Genomic DNA, 16,678 nt, shown 5'->3' with positions numbered 1-16,678 from the left:
AGGCAGGTGCAGAAGCCGTATCCATAGCCATAGCCGTTGCGGTAGCTCCGCCAGTAGCGGGGTTCGATGTCAGGCCCGGACTCGGGGCCGAGGCCGGAGCGAACGCCGAAAAGGACGCAGGAGTGGGAACGGGAGCCCGAGCCGAAGCCGGAACGGGAGCCCGAGCTGGTGCCGAAGCGGAAGCAGAAGCCCGAACGGGGGCCGAAACCGAAGCGGGAGCCGGAGCTGGGGCAGGAGCCGCGGCAGCCCCAAGGGCAGGCTGCGCGCCCCGTCCGCTGCACGCCCCTCCCATGAGGGCGTCCGCCCGACGCCGCGAAACCGCCGCCACGACGTCCGCGCGCCCACGCGAGGACCGTCGTCGTCCGGGGCCGAGGCCGGGACCGCTACGGGCACGGCCGGGGCCGGTGCCGCTTCCACTGGTTGCACGAGGTGATCGGGGAGCCATGCCTCACGACGGTAGGCACATCCGTCCGAACCCGCTGAGCAGACCCGATTCCGGTGGACAACCGACCAGTTGTGGATAACTCGGCCACCCCCAGGAGTGAGATCCGAGGGCCGGAACCCAGGAGGCAAGAGCCGCGAACCGGCTTCAGCGTGGTGAGACCACAGCCCCGAGCAGGCCGGGCCCGGTGTGGGCACCGATCACCGCGCCCACCTCGCTGACATGCAGATCGACCAGGCCCGGCACCCGCTCGCGCAGCCGCTCGGAAAGTCGCTCGGCCCGCTCGGGTGCAGCCAGGTGATGCACGGCGATGTCCACCCGGCCGAGACCCGCGCGTTCCGCGACGATCTCCTCCAGGCGCGCGATCGCCTTCGAGGCCGTCCGGACCTTCTCCAGCAGTTCGATACGGCCGCCGTCCAGTTGGAGCAGCGGCTTCACGGCGAGCGCGGATCCCAGCAGAGCCTGCGCCGCACCGATACGACCGCCGCGGCGCAGATAGTCCAGCGTGTCGACGTAGAAGTACGCGGAGGTGCCCGCGGCCCGTTTCTCCGCGGCCGCGACCGCCTCGTCCAAGCTCCCGCCCGCCTCCGTCGTCTCCGCCGCCGCGAGGGCGCAGAACCCGAGGGCCATGGCGACCATCCCGGTGTCCACCACCCGTACCGGAACCGGTGCGTCCTTCGCCGCGAGCAGGGCGGCGTCGTAGGTGCCCGAGATCTCGGCCGAGAGGTGCAGCGAGACGACGCCGCCTGCTCCGGCCTCGGCCGCGGCCCGGTACGCGGCGGCGAAGACCTCCGGGCTGGGCCGGGAAGTCGTCACGGGGCGACGCTTCTGGAGCGCCAGTGCAAGGGAGCGGGCCGAGATCTCGGTGCCGTCCTCCAGCGCCTGATCACCGAGGACGACGGTCAGCGGCACCGCGGTGATGCCGTGCCGTTCCATCGCCTCGGGCGGCAGGTAGGCCGTGGAATCGGTGACGATCGCGACATGGCGGGACATGAGCGGGAGGTTACCTGGCAAGTCTTCGGCCCGGCAGTCCGACCCCGACCGAATGATCGCTCAGGACCGCTCAGGACCGCTCGGGACCGCTCCGGACCGCTCCGGACCGCATCAGGTCGCCGCCGGTCGTCGAGCGCCTCAGTTCGTCGTTTCGGGCCGAGCCGCCTTCTGCCACGGGTACTGCGTCTGCCACCGCGGGTCCGCAGCCGTGATCGCCTGCGCCGTATCGTCGACCGGCCGGCCTTCCTGCCCCGGCCGACTCGCCCGTCCCTGGTCCTGCCCCTGCCCGGTCTCCCGCCCCTGGCCCCGGTCGCGGCCGTCGCCCTGCCCGTGGACCGGTTTGTCCGGCTCCACCGTCCAGTGCCGCAGCGCCCCGGCCTCCACATCGATCTGCGCATTCAGCGCGTCCAGATCGTCCTCGACGAACTGCCGCGCCCGGTCCCGGGCGGCCCACCGCAGCGAATCCGCGGAGTGTGTGATCCGCTCCGTGCGCTGCTTCAGGCCCGGCAGCATCGAGGCGACCGTCGCCCGGTCGGGCTCGCGCTCCAGTCTCTTCAGGTCGTCGTCCAGCTCTCGCCCGTGCACACTCAGCCGCTGGAAGAGGCCCAGTGACTCCGAGAGCGAGGCATCCTCGGCGACTCCCGCCTGCAACGCCTCCTGCGTGGCCCGCATGGACGTGCGCAGTGCGAGCCGCAGCTGCGCCAGCTCTCCGCTCACGCTCGGCTGGCCGTAGCTCTTGGCCCTCAGCGTGGTGTCCTCGACGGTCCGGCGCGCCTGCGTGATCGTGCGGTCCACGCCCCGCTTCGCCGCGCCGATGGCCTTGACGCCCACATACACGCCCAGGGCCACGAACGCGAAAAAGAGCAACCCCAGAATCAGGATCACGGCTTCCATGAGCGTCCCTCGCATGTCGTTTCGGCTGCCGGGTGCCGGCCCCTCCACCGTAAACGGAAAGGGCAGGCCGAGGGTTCCTTCGGAACCCCCAACCTGCCCGTAGGGGAATGCCCCCACACCGCCGTACGACAGCCGGCGGCTACCCGCCGACCGTCACACACCGGGACGACGACCGTCACGTCCGGACGACCACCGCACCGGGACGACGACCGTCACGCCGGGACGACCACCGTCGCCTCGGGACGGCGACCGCCCTCGCACGGAGAACAGTCGGCACCCTCGCTCCCGGACAGCGACGCCGTCACGCCGGCACGATGTTGACCAGCTTCGGCGCCCGCACGATCACCTTGCGGATGCCCGCGCCGTCCAGCGCGGCAATCACGGCCGGATCTGCCAGGGCCAGCGCCTCCAGCTCGTCGTCCGCGATCGACGGGGAGATCTCCAGGCGCGCCTTGACCTTGCCCTTGACCTGCACGACGCAGGTCACGGTCTCGTCCACGACGTACGCCGGGTCGGCGACGGGGAAGTCCTGGTGCACGACCGACTCGGTGTGGCCCAGTCGGCGCCACAGCTCCTCGGCGATGTGCGGCGCCAGCGGCGCCACCAGCAGCACCAGCGACTCGGCGACGCTCCGGGACAGCGGGCCGCCCGCCTTGGTCAGGTGGTTGTTCAGCTCGGTGACCTTGGCGATGGCGGTGTTGAAGCGCATCCCGGCCATGTCCTGGCCGACCCCGTCGATCGCCTTGTGCAGCGCCCGCAGCGTCTCCTCGCCCGGCTCGGTGTCGACGACGGTGACCTGGCCGGTCTCCTCGTCGACGACATTGCGCCACAGCCGCTGCAGCAGCCGGTACTGGCCGACGACGGCGCGTGTGTCCCACGGCCGCGACACATCCAGCGGGCCCATCGCCATCTCGTACAGGCGCAGCGTGTCCGCACCGTACTCGGCGCAGATTTCGTCCGGCGTGACGGCGTTCTTCAGGGACTTGCCCATCTTGCCCAGGACGCGGCTGACCTTCTCGCCCTGGTAGTAGAACGTTCCGTCCCGCTCCTCGACCTCGGCCGCCGGGACCGCGATGCCGCGGCTGTCCCGGTAGACGAACGCCTGGATCATGCCCTGGTTGTACAGCTTGTGGAACGGCTCGGCGGACGAGATGTGCCCCAGGTCGTGCAGCACCTTGGACCAGAAGCGGGCGTACAGCAGGTGCAGTACGGCGTGCTCGGCGCCGCCGACGTACAGGTCGACGCCACCGGTCGGCCGGCCCTCGCGCGGGCCCATCCAGTACTGCTCGATCCCCGGGTCGACCAGTTTCCGATCGTTGTTCGGGTCCAGGTAGCGCAGCTCGTACCAGCAGGAGCCCGCCCAGTTGGGCATGGTGTTGGTCTCGCGGCGGTACTTCTTCGGGCCGTTGCCGTCGCCCAGGTCCAGGGTGACGTTGACCCAGTCGGCGTTCCGGGACAGCGGGGTCTCGGGCTGGGTGTCGGCGTCGTCGGGGTCGAAGGTGCGCGGCGAGTAGTCGTCGACCTCCGGCAGCACCAGGGGCAGCATCGACTCGGGCAGCGGGTGGGCGATGCCGGCCTCGTCGTAGACGATCGGGAAGGGCTCGCCCCAGTAGCGCTGACGGCTGAACAGCCAGTCGCGCAGCCGGAAGTTGACGGTGCCCTCACCGACGCCGTGCTCCTTCAGCCACTCGGTGATCTTCGCCTTGGCGTCGACGACGCCCAGACCGTCCAGCGAGATCTCGTCATTGGCGGAGTTGACCAGCTTCGCTTCGTACGAGGAGAAGGCGTCGTCCCACGTCGAGGGGTCCGTACCGCGGTCGTCCGACGGCTGGACGACACAGCGCATCGGCAGCTCGAAGGCGCGCGCGAAGGCGAAGTCGCGCGCGTCGTGCGCCGGCACGGCCATGATCGCGCCGGTGCCGTAGCCCATCAGGACGTAGTCGGCGATGAAGACGGGCACCTTCTCGCCGCTGACCGGGTTGGTCGCGTACGCACCGGTGAAGACACCGGTCTTGTCCTTGGCCTCGGCCTGCCGCTCCACGTCGGACTTGGCGGCGGCCAGCTTGCGGTACGCGGTGACGGCCTCGGCCGGGGACGCGTGTCCGCCGGTCCACACCGGGTGGGTGCCCTCGGGCCAGGCGGCCGGAATGATCCGCTCCACCAGCTCGTGCTCGGGTGCCAGCACCATGTAGGTGGCACCGAACAGGGTGTCCTGGCGGGTGGTGAAGACCGTGACGGCGCCGGCGCCGTCGACCGGGAAGTCGACGCGCGCGCCTTCGGAACGCCCGATCCAGTTGCGCTGCTGCAGCTTGATGGCCTCGGGCCAGTCCAGCCCGTCCAGGTCGTTCAGCAGCCGGTCGGCGTAGGCCGTGATGCGCATGTTCCACTGGCGCAGCTTGGCCTTGAAGACGGGGAAATTGCCGCGCTCGGAGCGGCCGTCGGCCGTCACCTCTTCATTGGCCAGTACGGTGCCCAGGCCCGGCGACCAGTTGACGGGCGCGTCGGAGGCGTACGCCAGGCGGTACTCGCCCAGGACGTCCGCGCGCTCGGCGGCGCTCAGCGCGCTCCAGTCACGGCCGTCCGGGGTGGGACGCGAACCGCTCTCGAACTGTGCGACCAGCTCGTCGATCGGGCGGGCCCGGTCGGCCTCGGTGTCGTACCAGGAGTTGAAGATCTGCAGGAAGATCCACTGGGTCCACTTGTAGTACTCCGACTCGATCGTGGCGAACGAGCGGCGCTTGTCGTGGCCCAGGCCCAGCCGGCGCAGCTGAGCGGTCATGTTCTCGATGTTGGTCTCGGTGGAGACCCGCGGGTGCGTGCCGGTCTGCACGGCGTACTGCTCCGCGGGCAGGCCGAAGGCGTCGAAGCCCAGGGTGTGCAGCACGTTGTGCCCGGTCATCCGCTGGTGGCGGGCGAAGACGTCGGTGGCGATGTAGCCCAGCGGGTGACCGACGTGCAGGCCCGCACCCGAGGGGTACGGGAACATGTCCATGATGAATTTCTTCGGCCTGGCGGCCAGGTCCGGATCGCCCGCCAGGTCACCGGTCGGATTCGGCGCCTCGTACGTGCCCTCGGCGTCCCAGAAGTCCTGCCAGCGTGCCTCGATGTCGGCGGCCATGGCTGCCGTGTAGCGGTGCGGCGCAGCCGTCTCGGCTGCGGAATTCGTCTCGCTCATGATCCTCAAAGCTCCATCGATCGTCATCTGCCGGCGCCCACGTCTACGGACACGCGTCTACGGAAACGAAAAAACCCCTCGCACAGGAGGGGACGCCGCGCTGATTCCGACCAGGCATTCTCACCGGTCGGGACTGATCAGCGCGGCTCGCTAAGCAGAAGGCGTACGGCACGCATGGCGCCAGGGTACCGCACGGGTCCGGAGCCGGTCAGGGCACGGCCGGTCCATGGGCAGGGCAAGGAGAGCGGAGCGGCCGTACGGCGGAGCGCCCCGAAGCAACCGACGCTGCCGCAGATGAACGAGAAGCGGGTCACCCTGTAAGGATGACCCGCTTCTCATTACTTCACTGTGGAGCTAAGGAGAATTGAACTCCTGACCTCCTGCATGCCATGCAGGCGCTCTACCAACTGAGCTATAGCCCCGTGTTGCGCACCGCCTGGTTTCGCTTGCCCCTGGCGACATCGAGAACATTACCGGTGACCCCGCCAGTCCACCAAATCGTTTCCCGCCTGCCCGCATTTGACCGATTCTGCGGCACCTCGGTCAGGGAACGGCGCAGCGGCGAACAGGGGCTCGGGGAGCACAGAGGCGCGCAAGGGCTCACGCAGTGGCGAAGGAGTAGAAGCGCTTGAGCGTGCAGTGCTCCTCCAGCAGGCGCCCGTAGATCGGCTCCCCCTCGAGTTCCCGGTAGGTCTCGATCGGGTCGCCCTTTATGACCAGCGCCCGCGCACATTCCTCGCACCAGTACTGGTACTCCGGATTGATCGGATCCATGTCTCTGACGATGGGCGTACCGCTGCCGCACCAATCGCACTTCCGCCTGTGTACACCCATGAATCAGCTCCGGCTTTGGCCACGGGCAGTGCACACGCGGGAGACTCCGCCGTTCTCGCCGAGCACGTGGGCCGCGCGGAACGGACCACCGGCAAAGCGACCGGCACGGGCGCGCCGGTCGGGAACAAGGAGCAGGTCCGGGACCTCGTGGCGGCTCGCAGGCATCGCGCGCTCCCTCCCGTTCGGTCCGTCGCCCCCTCCGGCGTTCCGATTCTGCCATGACCCCGCAAGGGGGTCAGCCCAGCGGATATCCGGTCGGCCACCGATGCCGTACGAGACCCGTCGACGCGCCCGTCGGCCCGGCCGCCGACAACGCGAGAACACCCACCCGCAACGCGTGCCCCGGCCTCTGCGCCCCGGCGCATCAAGGCGGTTGCGACGGAGCGCGCCGAACGGCGAGGCGCCGGCCGGCCGGCCGAGTCGGGCGACGGCCGTCCATGGGCCGCTCGCGGCCGCGGCGTCCTCATCGCATATGTTCGCCAACACCCCCCGGAGTGAAGGCCGGAGCCGTGCCGCAGCCCTTGACCGCGAAAGCCGCGTGCGGCCGGGAACCGCCTCGCCCCGCCGCACATCAACAGCCCGACGGCCACACAGCCGACGGCCACCAAGGTGAACCCGCCCGGATTCCACGGATCTTTGAAGCCACACCGCCCAGCGGTGCCAGGCCCGCCCGAACGCACCGACGACCAGCACCGTCGGCGCGAACGCCGGCCCTGTACGTGGCGCCGAGTACCCCGGACCGTCCTGGCCGTACCGCACCGCCGCGAAGAGGAAGCCCGCGTCGACCGCCATCACCACGAGAACGCACAACAACGCCCGCACAGCGCCCTGCTGGCAGATCCGGCTGTCGGAACCCACGGAACGGCGGGCCGTGGAGCATGAGTTCGCCGCCCGGTCCTCGGCTGCCGGCGGCGTGCACGGCGGCGGTGCACATGACGGCGGTGCCCGACCAGGATCGTCCGGCCGGTCCTGTGGACCCCGGGCCCGCAGCACGCGGCGGTTAGCCCGGTGGGCCAGTTCCTGGAACGGGTGAGCGATCCCCGTCTGCGGATGCGGCGGCACCGGGAGCCATGACCGGAAGGCGTGACCGCAGGCACGGTCGGAGCGAACGTGCCGGGGGAAACCGCCAGAGGAAACCGTCAGGGAGAACGCAGAGATCCCGCCCTCTGACGAGGACGGGATCCTGATTGTGGAGCTAAGGAGAATTGAACTCCTGACCTCCTGCATGCCATGCAGGCGCTCTACCAACTGAGCTATAGCCCCGCTGTTCGCTGTGTTTCCCTGCGTTTCCGCCCCGCGAACAAGAAGAACTTTAGCCTGTGACCAGCCAGAAAGTGAAATCCGGCCGACACCGCCCGGCACACGGCCCAGGCATCTCGCCGACCCGTGCCCACAGGGGCCGCCGCGGCTGGGCGTCGAGGCCCTACGTGTCGTCGCCGAGTACCGGCTCGGGCAGCGTGCCGGCGTTGTGCTCCAGCAGGCGCCAGCCGCGCGCGCCCTCCCCCAGCACCGACCAGCAGCAGTTGGAGAGCCCGCCGAGCCCTTCCCAGTGGTGCGACTCCAGGCCCAGCAGCCGACCGATGGTGGTGCGGATGGTGCCGCCGTGGCTGACCACGACGAGCGTGCCGCTGTCGGGCAGCTTGTCGGCGTGTCCGAGCACGACCGGGGCGGCCCGGTCGGCGACCTCGGTCTCCAGCTCGCCGCCGCCGCGCCGCACGGGCTCACCGCGCTTCCACGCGGCGTACTGCTCGCCGTACTGCCCGATGATCTCCTCGTGGGTGAGACCCTGCCAGGCACCGGCGTAGGTCTCCCGCAGCCCCTCGTCGTGCGCGACTTCGAGGCCGGTGATCGCGGCGAGCTCAGCAGCCGTTGCCGCCGCCCGCCGCAGATCGGAGGCGACGATCGCAGCCGGCCTCAGCGAGGCGAGCAGCCGGGCGGCCCGCTGGGCCTGCCCGATGCCGACCTCGGTGAGCGCGATGTCCGTGGAGCCCTGGAACCGGCGCTCCAGATTCCACGCCGTCTGGCCGTGTCGCCAGAGAACGATTCTGCGGCCCCTGCCGCTTCCGCTGCCGTTCAGCTCTGCTCACCGTCCGTGCTGCCGGTGAGCTGGGCGTGCTCCGCGGCCTTGCCGCGGGTCTTGACGGCGTCCTCGGGGAGCGCGATCTCGGGGCAGTCCTTCCAGAGGCGCTCCAGCGCGTAGAAGACACGCTCCTCGCTGTGCTGGACGTGGATGACGATGTCGACGTAGTCGAGGAGGATCCAGCGCGCGTCGCGGTCGCCCTCGCGGCGTACCGGCTTCGCGCCGAGCTCCTTCTGGAGCCGCTCCTCGATCTCGTCGACGATCGACTTGACCTGGCGGTCGTTGGGGGCCGAGGCCAGCAGGAAGGCGTCCGTGATCGACAGCACATCGCTGACGTCGTACGCAATGATGTCGTGCGCGAGCCGGTCGGCGGCCGCCTGAGCGGCGGCGTTGATGAGCTCGATGGAGCGGTCCGTGGCGGTCACAAGCAGGCTTTCGTCGGCGGTCAGATCAACCCCTAGGGTCTCACGGACCGCCGACAGCCCACGCAGCGAACGTTCGGAGGTCGAGCCGGCGTCATCCGGGTGGCGCGGCCCCGGTCATTTGACCTTGTAGTCCTGGCCGAGCACGACGGACACATCCGCGTTCGCGGCGGGCTTGCCCTGCTTCACCGCGCTCGTCGGCAGGCCCAGAGTCTTGGCGACCTGCGTCGCCTTTTCCTTGTCCGCCGCGGTCTCGTAGAGGACCTCGGACAGAGCCGAGGTCCCGGCCGTTCCACCGCCGACGAAGGCATAGCCACCGTTGACCAGCTTGATCCGGGCGGACGCAGCGGCGTCCTTGTCGCCGGTGGCGTCCTTGATTCCGACCCGCACCGTCGCGTCGGCCTCCGGAGCCTTCACCGTGCCGCCCAGGACGTCCTTGACGACTCTCTCGGTGGCCGCTTCGGTGAGTGTGCCGTCGGCCTGCACCGGCAGCAGTTCCGTCTTGTAGTCGCCGATCTTGGCGCGCTGGGCGAGCTTCGCCAGGGAGGCGCCCAGGTCCTTCTCGGGGAGCGACGGGTCGAGGATCTGCGCCAGCGTCTCGACGGTGACCGTGGCGGCCTTCGGATCGTCCGAGATCTTCCGCAGAACACCCCGCATGACCTCCCCGAACCGCACGAGCTGCTTCGTCTCGGCCTCACCGGGCGCCCGGTAGGTGGCGTACGCGACGGCCATCCGACCGCTCAGGGTCTGCGCCTCGCCCTTCTTCACCAGGGGGGAAGCGCCCTTCTTCGTGTCGGGCACCTCGGTGTCCGTGTCGACTTCGATGCTGCCGACCAGATCGACGAGAGTCTCCAGATAGGGGGTGTCCAGCCGCCACGTACCGCTGATGCTGGTGCCGAGCAGGGTGTCGATGGAATCGCGGGTGCCGGTGGTGCCGTCGGCCTCGACGGACTTGCCGAGGGTGGTCGTGTCGCCCTCGCCGTCGGAGACCGCGAGCGAGTTGGGGAGCAGAACCGTGGTCCCCTGCTTGGTCGTCACATTGTTGACGAGCAGCGCCGTGGAGGTGCCGCCCTTCTTGGTGTTGTGCAGGTGGACCACGATGACGTCCCGCTGCTGCGGGCCCGTCGATGCCGAGTTGTCCTTCTCCGAACCGGAGAGGCCGGGGATCTTTCCGGCGGACCAGAGATAGCCGACACCGCCGACCACCACCAGGGCCACCACGACTATCAGCGCGACCATGCGGTTGCGGCCGCGGCGCCGCGCCTCCTCGCGCCGCTCGCTGCGGCTCTCGGTGAACTTCAGCCAGTCGATGACGTCTTCGGAGTCCTCGTCGGGCTCCTCGATGAAGGAGAACTGCTCGGTGCGGTAGTCGGGGCGGCGCTGCCCGGGAACGGCCGGTTCCGGCTCGGCCCCGGCGTCGGGCTCCGGCCGGGGTTCCTCCATGACCGGTGCCGGGGCGGGAGGGGGTGTGGGCTGCGCTGAGGCCTGCTGCGGGATGTTCCACTGCTGGGTGGTATCGACCGCGGCAGGCTGCCGGCCGGTGTCGTAGCCGTAACCGTCGTAGCCGCCGTAGGCCTGCTGCGGCTGCTGGTGTTGCTGCTGCTCTTGCTGTTGCTGTTGCTGGGCAGGCTGAGAGCCATACGGGTCGTACGCCTGCGGCTCCGCGGGCTGCTGTCGCGCGGGCTGCGGTTGCTGGGGCTGGGCGTACGGGTCGTATCCGTACCCCTGGTCGGCCTGGTACGGCTGCTGCTGAGGCTGCTGGAACTCCTGCGGCTGCTGAGGCGCGTACGGGTCGTACGCCTGCTGTCCGGCCTGCTGGTACACCGGCTGCCCGTACTCGTCGTAGCCGATGATCTGCGGCTGCTGGTAGTACGGGTCGTACGGGTTCTGTCGGTCGTTCACCGGTGCCCCTCTGCGTGGCTCATTCGCCGCGGTACAGCTGGCGCTTGTCGATGTAGCGGACCACGCCGTCCGGCACCAGGTACCAGACCGGCTCTCCCTGTGCGACCCTCTGGCGGCAGTCCGTGGACGAGATCGCGAGCGCGGGCACCTCCACGAGGGAGACGCCGCCCTCCGGCAGCCCCGGGTCCGTGAGTACGTGCCCCGGCCGCGTCACACCGATGAAGTGGGAGAGCGAGAAGAGCTCGTCGGCGTTCCGCCAGGTGAGGATCTGGGCGAGCGCGTCGGCGCCGGTGATGAAGAAGAGGTCCGCGTCACCGTGGATCGCGCGCAGGTCGCGCAGCGTATCGATGGTGTACGTCGGCCCGCTGCGGTCGATGTCGCTCCGGCTGACCGAGAACTGCGGGTTGGACGCCGTCGCGATGACCGTCATCAGGTAGCGGTCCTCGGCCGGGGAGACGTGCTTGTGGCTCTTCTGCCACGGCTGCCCGGTCGGAACGAAGATCACCTCGTCGAGGTGGAACTGGGCGGCCACTTCACTGGCCGCCACCAGGTGTCCATGATGGATCGGGTCAAATGTCCCGCCCATCACGCCGATTCGGCGCTTTCTGCGACCGGTAGGCACTTCCTGCTCTCCCATGCGTGCAGAGCCTACTGGCACAGCTGTACGCCTCCGCCTCAGCGGTCGCGGTTGAAGCGAGTGGTGATCCACAGCAGGAGCAGCAGCACGACGAACGCACCGCCCCCGGTGACATACGGGCTGAGGCTTTCGTGGTTGCCACCGTGCTCGCCGCCCTCGGCGGCGAGGGTGACCAGCTGATGCGCAGTGCTCGTGAGGCTCATCTTCGGCAGGACCTATCGATCGGGAGTCGGAAGGAAGACGTCGCGCACATCGTATGCGGGAGCCCCGGGCACGCTCACGCCGACTCAGTCGTTGTTGTCGTCGTTGCGGTATCCGCGGAGCAGGAACCAGCCGAGCAGGACAGCTCCGACGAGCGAGACGAGCAGCACGATACGGAGCGTGTTGCCGGGTCCCTGGTCCTCGGATGCGGCGGCGAGCAGAGCAACGGTATGCGGCATGTCGGGCGTCTCCTCAGTTATCCACAGCCCCCCGCACACCGTAGCCCCAGCGCCTACGCTGGAAATTGTCAGGGGGCGAGCGACGTCTCGTACGAACAGGGGGCCCATTCATGACCGACCGCAGCCACGAGAGCCACGAGAACGTGCCGAGCAGGCAGCGCAGGCGCTTCGCTGGGATCTCGTCCCGGGCCTACGAACACCCGGCGGACCGCTCGGCCCTGGTGGCCCTGCGCAAGCTGAGCGGTTTCGACACCGTGTTCAAGACACTGAGCGGTCTGCTGCCCGAGCGCAGCCTGCGACTGCTCTTCCTCTCCGACTCCGTCCGGGTGAGCGACGCCCAGTTCACCCATCTCAACGACATGCTGCGAGACGCCTGTTACATCCTGGACCTGGAGAAGGTCCCGCCGATGTACGTCAATCAGGACCCGCAGCCCAATGCCATGTGCATCGGTCTCGACGAGCCGATCATCGTGGTGACGACGGGGCTGGTGGAGCTGCTCGACGAGGAGGAGATGCGGGCCGTCGTCGGCCACGAGGTGGGGCACGCGCTCTCCGGCCACGCCGTGTACCGCACGATCCTGCTGTTCCTCACCAGCATCGCGTTGAAGGTCGCCTGGATCCCGCTCGGCAACGTCGCGATCATGGCGATCGTCACGGCGCTGCGCGAGTGGTTCCGCAAGTCGGAGCTGTCGGCCGACCGGGCGGGACTGCTCGTCGGCCAGGATCTGCAGGCGTCGATGCGCGGTCTGATGAAGATCGCGGGCGGCAATCATCTGCACGAGATGAATGTGGACGCCTTCCTCGCCCAGGCCGACGAGTACGAGAAGGGCGGCGATCTGCGCGACTCGGTGCTCAAGATCCTCAATCTGCTGCCCCGCTCGCACCCTTTCACCACGGTGCGTGCGGCCGAGCTGAAGAAGTGGTCCGAGACCCGGGACTACCAGCGGATCATGGACGGCCACTACCCGCGGCGCGACGAGGACAAGGACACCTCGGTGACGGACTCGTTCCGGGAGTCCGCGACGCACTACGCGGACGCGGTGCGCAGCAGCAAGGACCCGCTGATGAAGCTGGTCGGCGACATAGCGGGGGGCGCCGGGGACCTGGGAGGCAAGCTCCGCGACAAGTTCACCGGCCAGAGCGGGGGCGCGGCCGGCAGGAGCGGCGCTGCGGACGGTTCCAAGGGCGGCGCTACGGACGGCTCCGCGGACTCTGCGCGGCCGCAGGAGCCTGGTGACCCCGACGGGCCGGGGACCGCGGGGAGCTGACCGGCTGCGGGGAGCCGACCGCAAGCGTTCCGCAGAGTGCGGCTGTGGGCCGGCCCGTCGCGTACGGGTCGGTGCCCGCGGGGCCGCGGGAGACGGCGCGCTGCCCGGCGAGCAGCGGGCGCAGCGCACCGGTGGTGTCCGTCGGGCACGCCTGCGGTCCGGCCAGGACATAGCTGGTGCGAAGCTCCAGCCGGTGCAGTCGCAGGTCTTCCCGGTCGAAGCGGAAGTGCAGCTCGCGCCGGACGGTGAAGAGCGAAGCATCTCCTGCCCGTTGGGGCCCCGAGGCGGCCGGGCGGAGCGTGTAGGTGAAGGTGTGGTCCGACGCCACCTCCAGGGTGTCGGATCCCGCCTCGGTGTAGCTCAGGGTGCCCCGGACCCGGACGTCCGGAGCGGCCAGTGCCACCTGCGCCGGGTCGAACCGCACCAGCCAGCCGGCCGCGGCGTGCTGTCCGTCGTCGTCCGGTCGGGTCATGCTCCGGTCGAACTGAGCCGTCTGGTCCGGGTCGAGCAGCAGTTCCACCGGTCGCACCGCGCGGCCGGTGAGGACGTCCGGGTCGAGCGAGGACGCCACCAGGTAGTCCTTGACCGTGGTCAGGGCCGTCGCCACCTGGCTGTCCGAGAAGTTCTCCGTGCCCCGGATCGGCGGCAGATTGATGCCTTCGGCACCTTTGGAGAACTGCGCGGCGGGGCTCCTCGCGAGAAGTCCCGCGGGTGTACCGCCGGGTACGACCCTCTGGGGGGCCAGGGGTACGACGGTCGATCGGAGGGCCTCGGCCCGCCTGCCGACGGGGGTCGGGTAGGGGTGGCGGAAGCCCATGTACACGGCCGTCGCAAAGGCCAGGGCGATCAGGAGGACCAGGGCGATGGCGGCTCTGGACCCGGCTCGGAGGCTTCGGGGCGGAAGGCTGCGCACGGCGCGCGCGTGGTCCCCCATGCGCTCCTGGGCCGAGAATTCCTTCAGCCGTGCAGCACGTACGAACGACTCGTCGAAGACGAGTGACCGGTACTCGTCCTCACCACCGCCCGGCGCGTTCTCGGGCGGACCTTCCGGTGGTTCTCCACGGTGCGCCATGACTTCTCCCGACTCCACGTCACCGACCGGGGCCGAAACGCTTCGCTCTGCTTCGGCCGAGTGGCTTCGGACAGGGCCTGTCCGTCATGAGTTCGTATGACGTCGCATGACTACGCATGTACGGACGAGTGAGAAGCCCCCTCGTAGAGAGGGGTCACACCTTCAGGGTAGGTCGATTACGACCGAGGTAAACGCCAAGCCGCGAGAGAACCCACCCGAGAGTGGACCCGGAGCCCGGAGAACCGCCCTCAGGACGGGCGCGGGACACTCTCAGGGGCTTGATCGGGGTGTCTCGGAAGGTGTGCGGGCGTGACGCCCTCGGGAAAGGCGCGGTCACGGCGGGGCAGCAGGCACGGGGCACGGCGGACAGCAGGCGCGTGCGCGCGGCACGACGTGCTGGGCGCGTGGTCCGGTCCGGCGGCGTCAGCCCGTGCGCGGGGCCGCGGGGACCGCGGGGCGGAGGTAGCCGGCCGAGGCCGACGGGATGGTGCTCGGGATGGGGCCGGGTGCGCTGTCCACCCCGGTGGTGGCGGGCGGCGGCGCGGGATCCTGGCGGTTGCCCGAACTGTTGCGGTAGACGGCGCTGAAGGCCAGTGCGATCATTCCGATGCCCATCAGCACGGCCAGCAGCCAGGCCACCGGCCGGTGCCAGCGTGCCGCGCCCCGGTACGGGCGCAGGGCGCCGCCGTGGCGCCCGTAGGGGCCGCTGCCGTACGCGTCGTCGCCATCGGGGTCCAGCGAGTCGCCGTAGGCGCTCCCGTGGCCGTATGCACCGCCCGGTCCGTATCCCTCGTCGGGGAGCTCGTCGTCCGGCGGACCGCCGCCCGCCCGTGCCCGGGACGCCTCGGCCTCGGCGCGCGCCTGCGCGGCAGCCAGCAACCGCTCGACCGCGGTGGGTTCATGGATCTCGGCGGCCCGTACGAAGTCCTCGTCGAACACCACGGAGGCGAAGTCCTCGTCCGCGCCCCCGCGGTCGTCGTCGGGCTCCCAGCCGTCCGGGAACGGCCTGCCCCCCACGTCGTCCGGCACCGCTCCAGACTAGCCCCGCCGGGTCGTTCTGGGCAGGGACCCGGCGACATTCACCGGCCCCGGACGGTCACCTCACGTGGCCGTCGCCGGTGACGATGTACTTCGTCGAGGTCAGCTCCGGCAGCCCCATCGGCCCCCTGGCGTGCAGCTTCTGCGTGGAGATGCCGATCTCGGCGCCGAAGCCGAACTGGCCGCCGTCGGTGAAACGCGTGGACGCGTTCACGGCCACCGTCGTGGAGTCCACCAACTGGGTGAAGCGGCGGGCCGCGGCCTGGGAGGTGGTCACGATCGCCTCGGTGTGGCCGGAGGACCAGAGCCGGATGTGCGCGACAGCCGCGTCCAGCGACTCCACGACGGCCGCGGCGATGTCGTACGAGAGGTACTCGGTCTCCCAGTCCTCCGGCGTCGCCGCCACCACGGTGGCTTCGGACCCCTCGGCGTATTCGAGGACCCGCTCGTCGCCGTGCACGGTCACTCCGGCCTCGGCCAGCGCCGCCAGGGCGCGCGGCAGGAAGTCCGCGGCGACGTCCTTGTGGACCAGGAGCGTCTCGGCGGCGTTGCAGACGCTCGGGCGCTGCGCCTTGGAGTTGATCAGGATGTCGACGGCCATGTCCAGGTCGGTCTGCGCGTCCACGTACACATGGCAGTTGCCGGTGCCGGTCTCGATGACCGGAACGGTGGATTCCTCGACCACCGTGCGGATCAGCGAGGCGCCGCCACGCGGGATGAGGACGTCGACGAGGCCGCGGGCCCGCATCAGTTCCCGTACCGAGTCGCGGCTCTCGCCCGGTACCAGCTGCACCGCGTCGGCCGGGAGTCCGGATCCTCCGACCGCGTCGCGCAGCACCCGTACCAGTGCGACGTTCGAGGCGTACGCGGAGGACGAGCCGCGGAGCAGGACGGCGTTGCCGGACTTCAGGCAGAGGGCCGCGGCGTCGACCGTCACATTGGGCCGGGCCTCGTAGATGATTCCGACGACGCCGAGCGGCACCCGGACCTGCCGCAGGTCGATGCCGTTGGGCAGGGTCGAGCCGCGGACGACCTCGCCGACCGGATCGGGCAGCGCCGCCACGTCCCGCACATCGGCGGCGATGGCGCGGATCCGCTCCGGGGTGAGGGTGAGCCGGTCGACGATCGCCTCGCTGGTCCCGGCCTCGCGCGCACGGGCGACGTCCTCGGCGTTGGCCGCGACGATCTCGCTCGTCCGCACCTCCAGCGCGTCCGCGATCGCCAGCAGCGCGTCGTCCTTCGCCGCGCGCGGCAGCGGCGCGAGGTCGGCGGCGGCGGAACGTGCCCGGTAGGCGGCCTGCGCGACCGGGGACATGTTGTCGTACGGCGAGAGCGTGGTCATGCCCGCAGAGTAGTGCGCACACTGCGGGCATCCCTCACGTATCCCGTGATGCGAGACAACTGCCCCCGCACCGCTCCCGTGATGCGAGACGCGCGCCCCGCACCCGCCCCCGCGACACGGGACAACCGGCCCGTGACCG

At 70.1% G+C, this 16,678-nt stretch carries 14 protein-coding genes and 2 tRNA genes; 1 reads left to right on the top strand and 15 read right to left on the bottom strand.

The features are described 5' to 3' along the window. Window positions 1-589 precede the first annotated feature (589 nt). The 12 genes from ACFVT1_RS18400 to ACFVT1_RS18345 all read right to left on the bottom strand — a co-directional run bounded on the left by ACFVT1_RS18400 (window position 590) and on the right by ACFVT1_RS18345 (window position 11,819). Window positions 590-1,435: a DegV family protein gene (locus tag ACFVT1_RS18400; protein ID WP_389796429.1), complete on the bottom strand. Its 846-nt coding sequence runs from the start codon at window positions 1,433-1,435 to the stop codon at window positions 590-592. Window positions 1,436-1,573: 138 nt separating this feature from the next. After that, the gene (locus tag ACFVT1_RS18395) at window positions 1,574-2,329 is read right to left on the bottom strand and encodes a hypothetical protein (RefSeq protein WP_389796428.1); all 756 of its coding nucleotides are present in this window, start codon (window positions 2,327-2,329) and stop codon (window positions 1,574-1,576) included. A 301-nt stretch (window positions 2,330-2,630) separates the two neighbouring features. Next, the gene (gene leuS, locus ACFVT1_RS18390; protein ID WP_389796427.1) at window positions 2,631-5,504 is read right to left on the bottom strand and encodes a leucine--tRNA ligase; all 2,874 of its coding nucleotides are present in this window, start codon (window positions 5,502-5,504) and stop codon (window positions 2,631-2,633) included. A gap of 349 nt (window positions 5,505-5,853) precedes the next feature. Beyond that, window positions 5,854-5,926: transfer RNA gene (locus ACFVT1_RS18385), tRNA-Ala, on the bottom strand. A 178-nt stretch (window positions 5,927-6,104) separates the two neighbouring features. Next, window positions 6,105-6,338 carry a hypothetical protein gene (locus ACFVT1_RS18380; RefSeq protein WP_389796424.1) on the bottom strand — a complete coding sequence of 78 codons (234 nt, stop codon included), beginning with the start codon at window positions 6,336-6,338 and terminating at the stop codon, window positions 6,105-6,107. Between the two features lie 1,190 nt (window positions 6,339-7,528). Beyond that, window positions 7,529-7,601, bottom strand: a tRNA-Ala gene (locus tag ACFVT1_RS18375). A 160-nt stretch (window positions 7,602-7,761) separates the two neighbouring features. Continuing rightward, window positions 7,762-8,415 (bottom strand): histidine phosphatase family protein, encoded by a 654-nt coding sequence (locus ACFVT1_RS18370; protein WP_362194899.1) that lies wholly within the window; start codon window positions 8,413-8,415, stop codon window positions 7,762-7,764. Further along, window positions 8,412-8,843: a ribosome silencing factor gene (gene rsfS, locus ACFVT1_RS18365; RefSeq protein ID WP_362194100.1), complete on the bottom strand. Its 432-nt coding sequence runs from the start codon at window positions 8,841-8,843 to the stop codon at window positions 8,412-8,414. The genes ACFVT1_RS18370 and rsfS overlap by 4 nt, the downstream gene beginning before the upstream one ends. Window positions 8,844-8,957: 114 nt before the next feature. Then, window positions 8,958-10,742 carry an LCP family protein gene (locus ACFVT1_RS18360; RefSeq protein ID WP_389796420.1) on the bottom strand — a complete coding sequence of 595 codons (1,785 nt, stop codon included), beginning with the start codon at window positions 10,740-10,742 and terminating at the stop codon, window positions 8,958-8,960. Between the two features lie 19 nt (window positions 10,743-10,761). Then, a complete protein-coding gene (gene nadD, locus ACFVT1_RS18355) occupies window positions 10,762-11,379 on the bottom strand; it encodes a nicotinate-nucleotide adenylyltransferase (RefSeq protein ID WP_389796418.1) in 618 nt (205 codons plus the stop codon). A 38-nt stretch (window positions 11,380-11,417) separates the two neighbouring features. Beyond that, a complete protein-coding gene (locus tag ACFVT1_RS18350; protein ID WP_327367385.1) occupies window positions 11,418-11,582 on the bottom strand; it encodes a hypothetical protein in 165 nt (54 codons plus the stop codon). A gap of 84 nt (window positions 11,583-11,666) precedes the next feature. After that, window positions 11,667-11,819: a hypothetical protein gene (locus ACFVT1_RS18345; protein WP_362194088.1), complete on the bottom strand. Its 153-nt coding sequence runs from the start codon at window positions 11,817-11,819 to the stop codon at window positions 11,667-11,669. Between the two features lie 110 nt (window positions 11,820-11,929). On the opposite strand from ACFVT1_RS18345, the gene ACFVT1_RS18340 reads away from it, so the two are divergent. Continuing rightward, entirely contained in the window at window positions 11,930-13,087 is a 1,158-nt protein-coding gene (locus ACFVT1_RS18340; protein ID WP_389796415.1) for a M48 family metallopeptidase, read from the top strand. On the opposite strand, the gene ACFVT1_RS18335 is transcribed toward ACFVT1_RS18340, so the two are convergent. The 3 genes from ACFVT1_RS18335 to ACFVT1_RS18325 form a co-directional block, all read right to left on the bottom strand. Continuing rightward, on the bottom strand, window positions 13,011-14,159 hold the full coding sequence (locus tag ACFVT1_RS18335) for a hypothetical protein (RefSeq protein WP_389796413.1): 1,149 nt from the start codon (window positions 14,157-14,159) through the stop codon (window positions 13,011-13,013). The two genes, ACFVT1_RS18340 and ACFVT1_RS18335, sit on opposite strands and share 77 nt — an antisense overlap. A 423-nt stretch (window positions 14,160-14,582) precedes the next feature. Beyond that, the gene (locus tag ACFVT1_RS18330) at window positions 14,583-15,188 is read right to left on the bottom strand and encodes a hypothetical protein (protein ID WP_389796411.1); all 606 of its coding nucleotides are present in this window, start codon (window positions 15,186-15,188) and stop codon (window positions 14,583-14,585) included. A gap of 67 nt (window positions 15,189-15,255) precedes the next feature. Further along, window positions 15,256-16,539, bottom strand: a complete 1,284-nt coding sequence (locus tag ACFVT1_RS18325) for a glutamate-5-semialdehyde dehydrogenase (protein WP_389796409.1) — start codon at window positions 16,537-16,539, stop codon at window positions 15,256-15,258. Between the last annotated feature and the right edge of the window lie 139 nt (window positions 16,540-16,678).

The organism is Streptomyces sp. NPDC057963, from assembly GCF_042887155.1.
GTDB lineage: Bacteria > Actinomycetota > Actinomycetes > Streptomycetales > Streptomycetaceae > Streptomyces.
The sequence above is the reverse complement of the archived record's forward strand: the minus strand, read 5'-3'. Positions and strand labels throughout refer to the sequence as shown.

Coding starts and splice junctions, on each gene's coding strand:
- nadD (WP_389796418.1), bottom strand. CDS start 11,379: ATGGGAGAGCAGGAAGTGCCTACCGGTCGCAGAAAGCGCCGAATCGGC.
- ACFVT1_RS18345 (WP_362194088.1), bottom strand. CDS start 11,819: ATGCCGCATACCGTTGCTCTGCTCGCCGCCGCATCCGAGGACCAGGGA.
- ACFVT1_RS18400 (WP_389796429.1), bottom strand. CDS start 1,435: ATGTCCCGCCATGTCGCGATCGTCACCGATTCCACGGCCTACCTGCCG.
- leuS (WP_389796427.1), bottom strand. CDS start 5,504: ATGAGCGAGACGAATTCCGCAGCCGAGACGGCTGCGCCGCACCGCTAC.
- ACFVT1_RS18325 (WP_389796409.1), bottom strand. CDS start 16,539: ATGACCACGCTCTCGCCGTACGACAACATGTCCCCGGTCGCGCAGGCC.
- ACFVT1_RS18350 (WP_327367385.1), bottom strand. CDS start 11,582: ATGAGCCTCACGAGCACTGCGCATCAGCTGGTCACCCTCGCCGCCGAG.
- ACFVT1_RS18340 (WP_389796415.1), top strand. CDS start 11,930: ATGACCGACCGCAGCCACGAGAGCCACGAGAACGTGCCGAGCAGGCAG.
- ACFVT1_RS18380 (WP_389796424.1), bottom strand. CDS start 6,338: ATGGGTGTACACAGGCGGAAGTGCGATTGGTGCGGCAGCGGTACGCCC.
- ACFVT1_RS18335 (WP_389796413.1), bottom strand. CDS start 14,159: ATGGCGCACCGTGGAGAACCACCGGAAGGTCCGCCCGAGAACGCGCCG.
- ACFVT1_RS18395 (WP_389796428.1), bottom strand. CDS start 2,329: ATGGAAGCCGTGATCCTGATTCTGGGGTTGCTCTTTTTCGCGTTCGTG.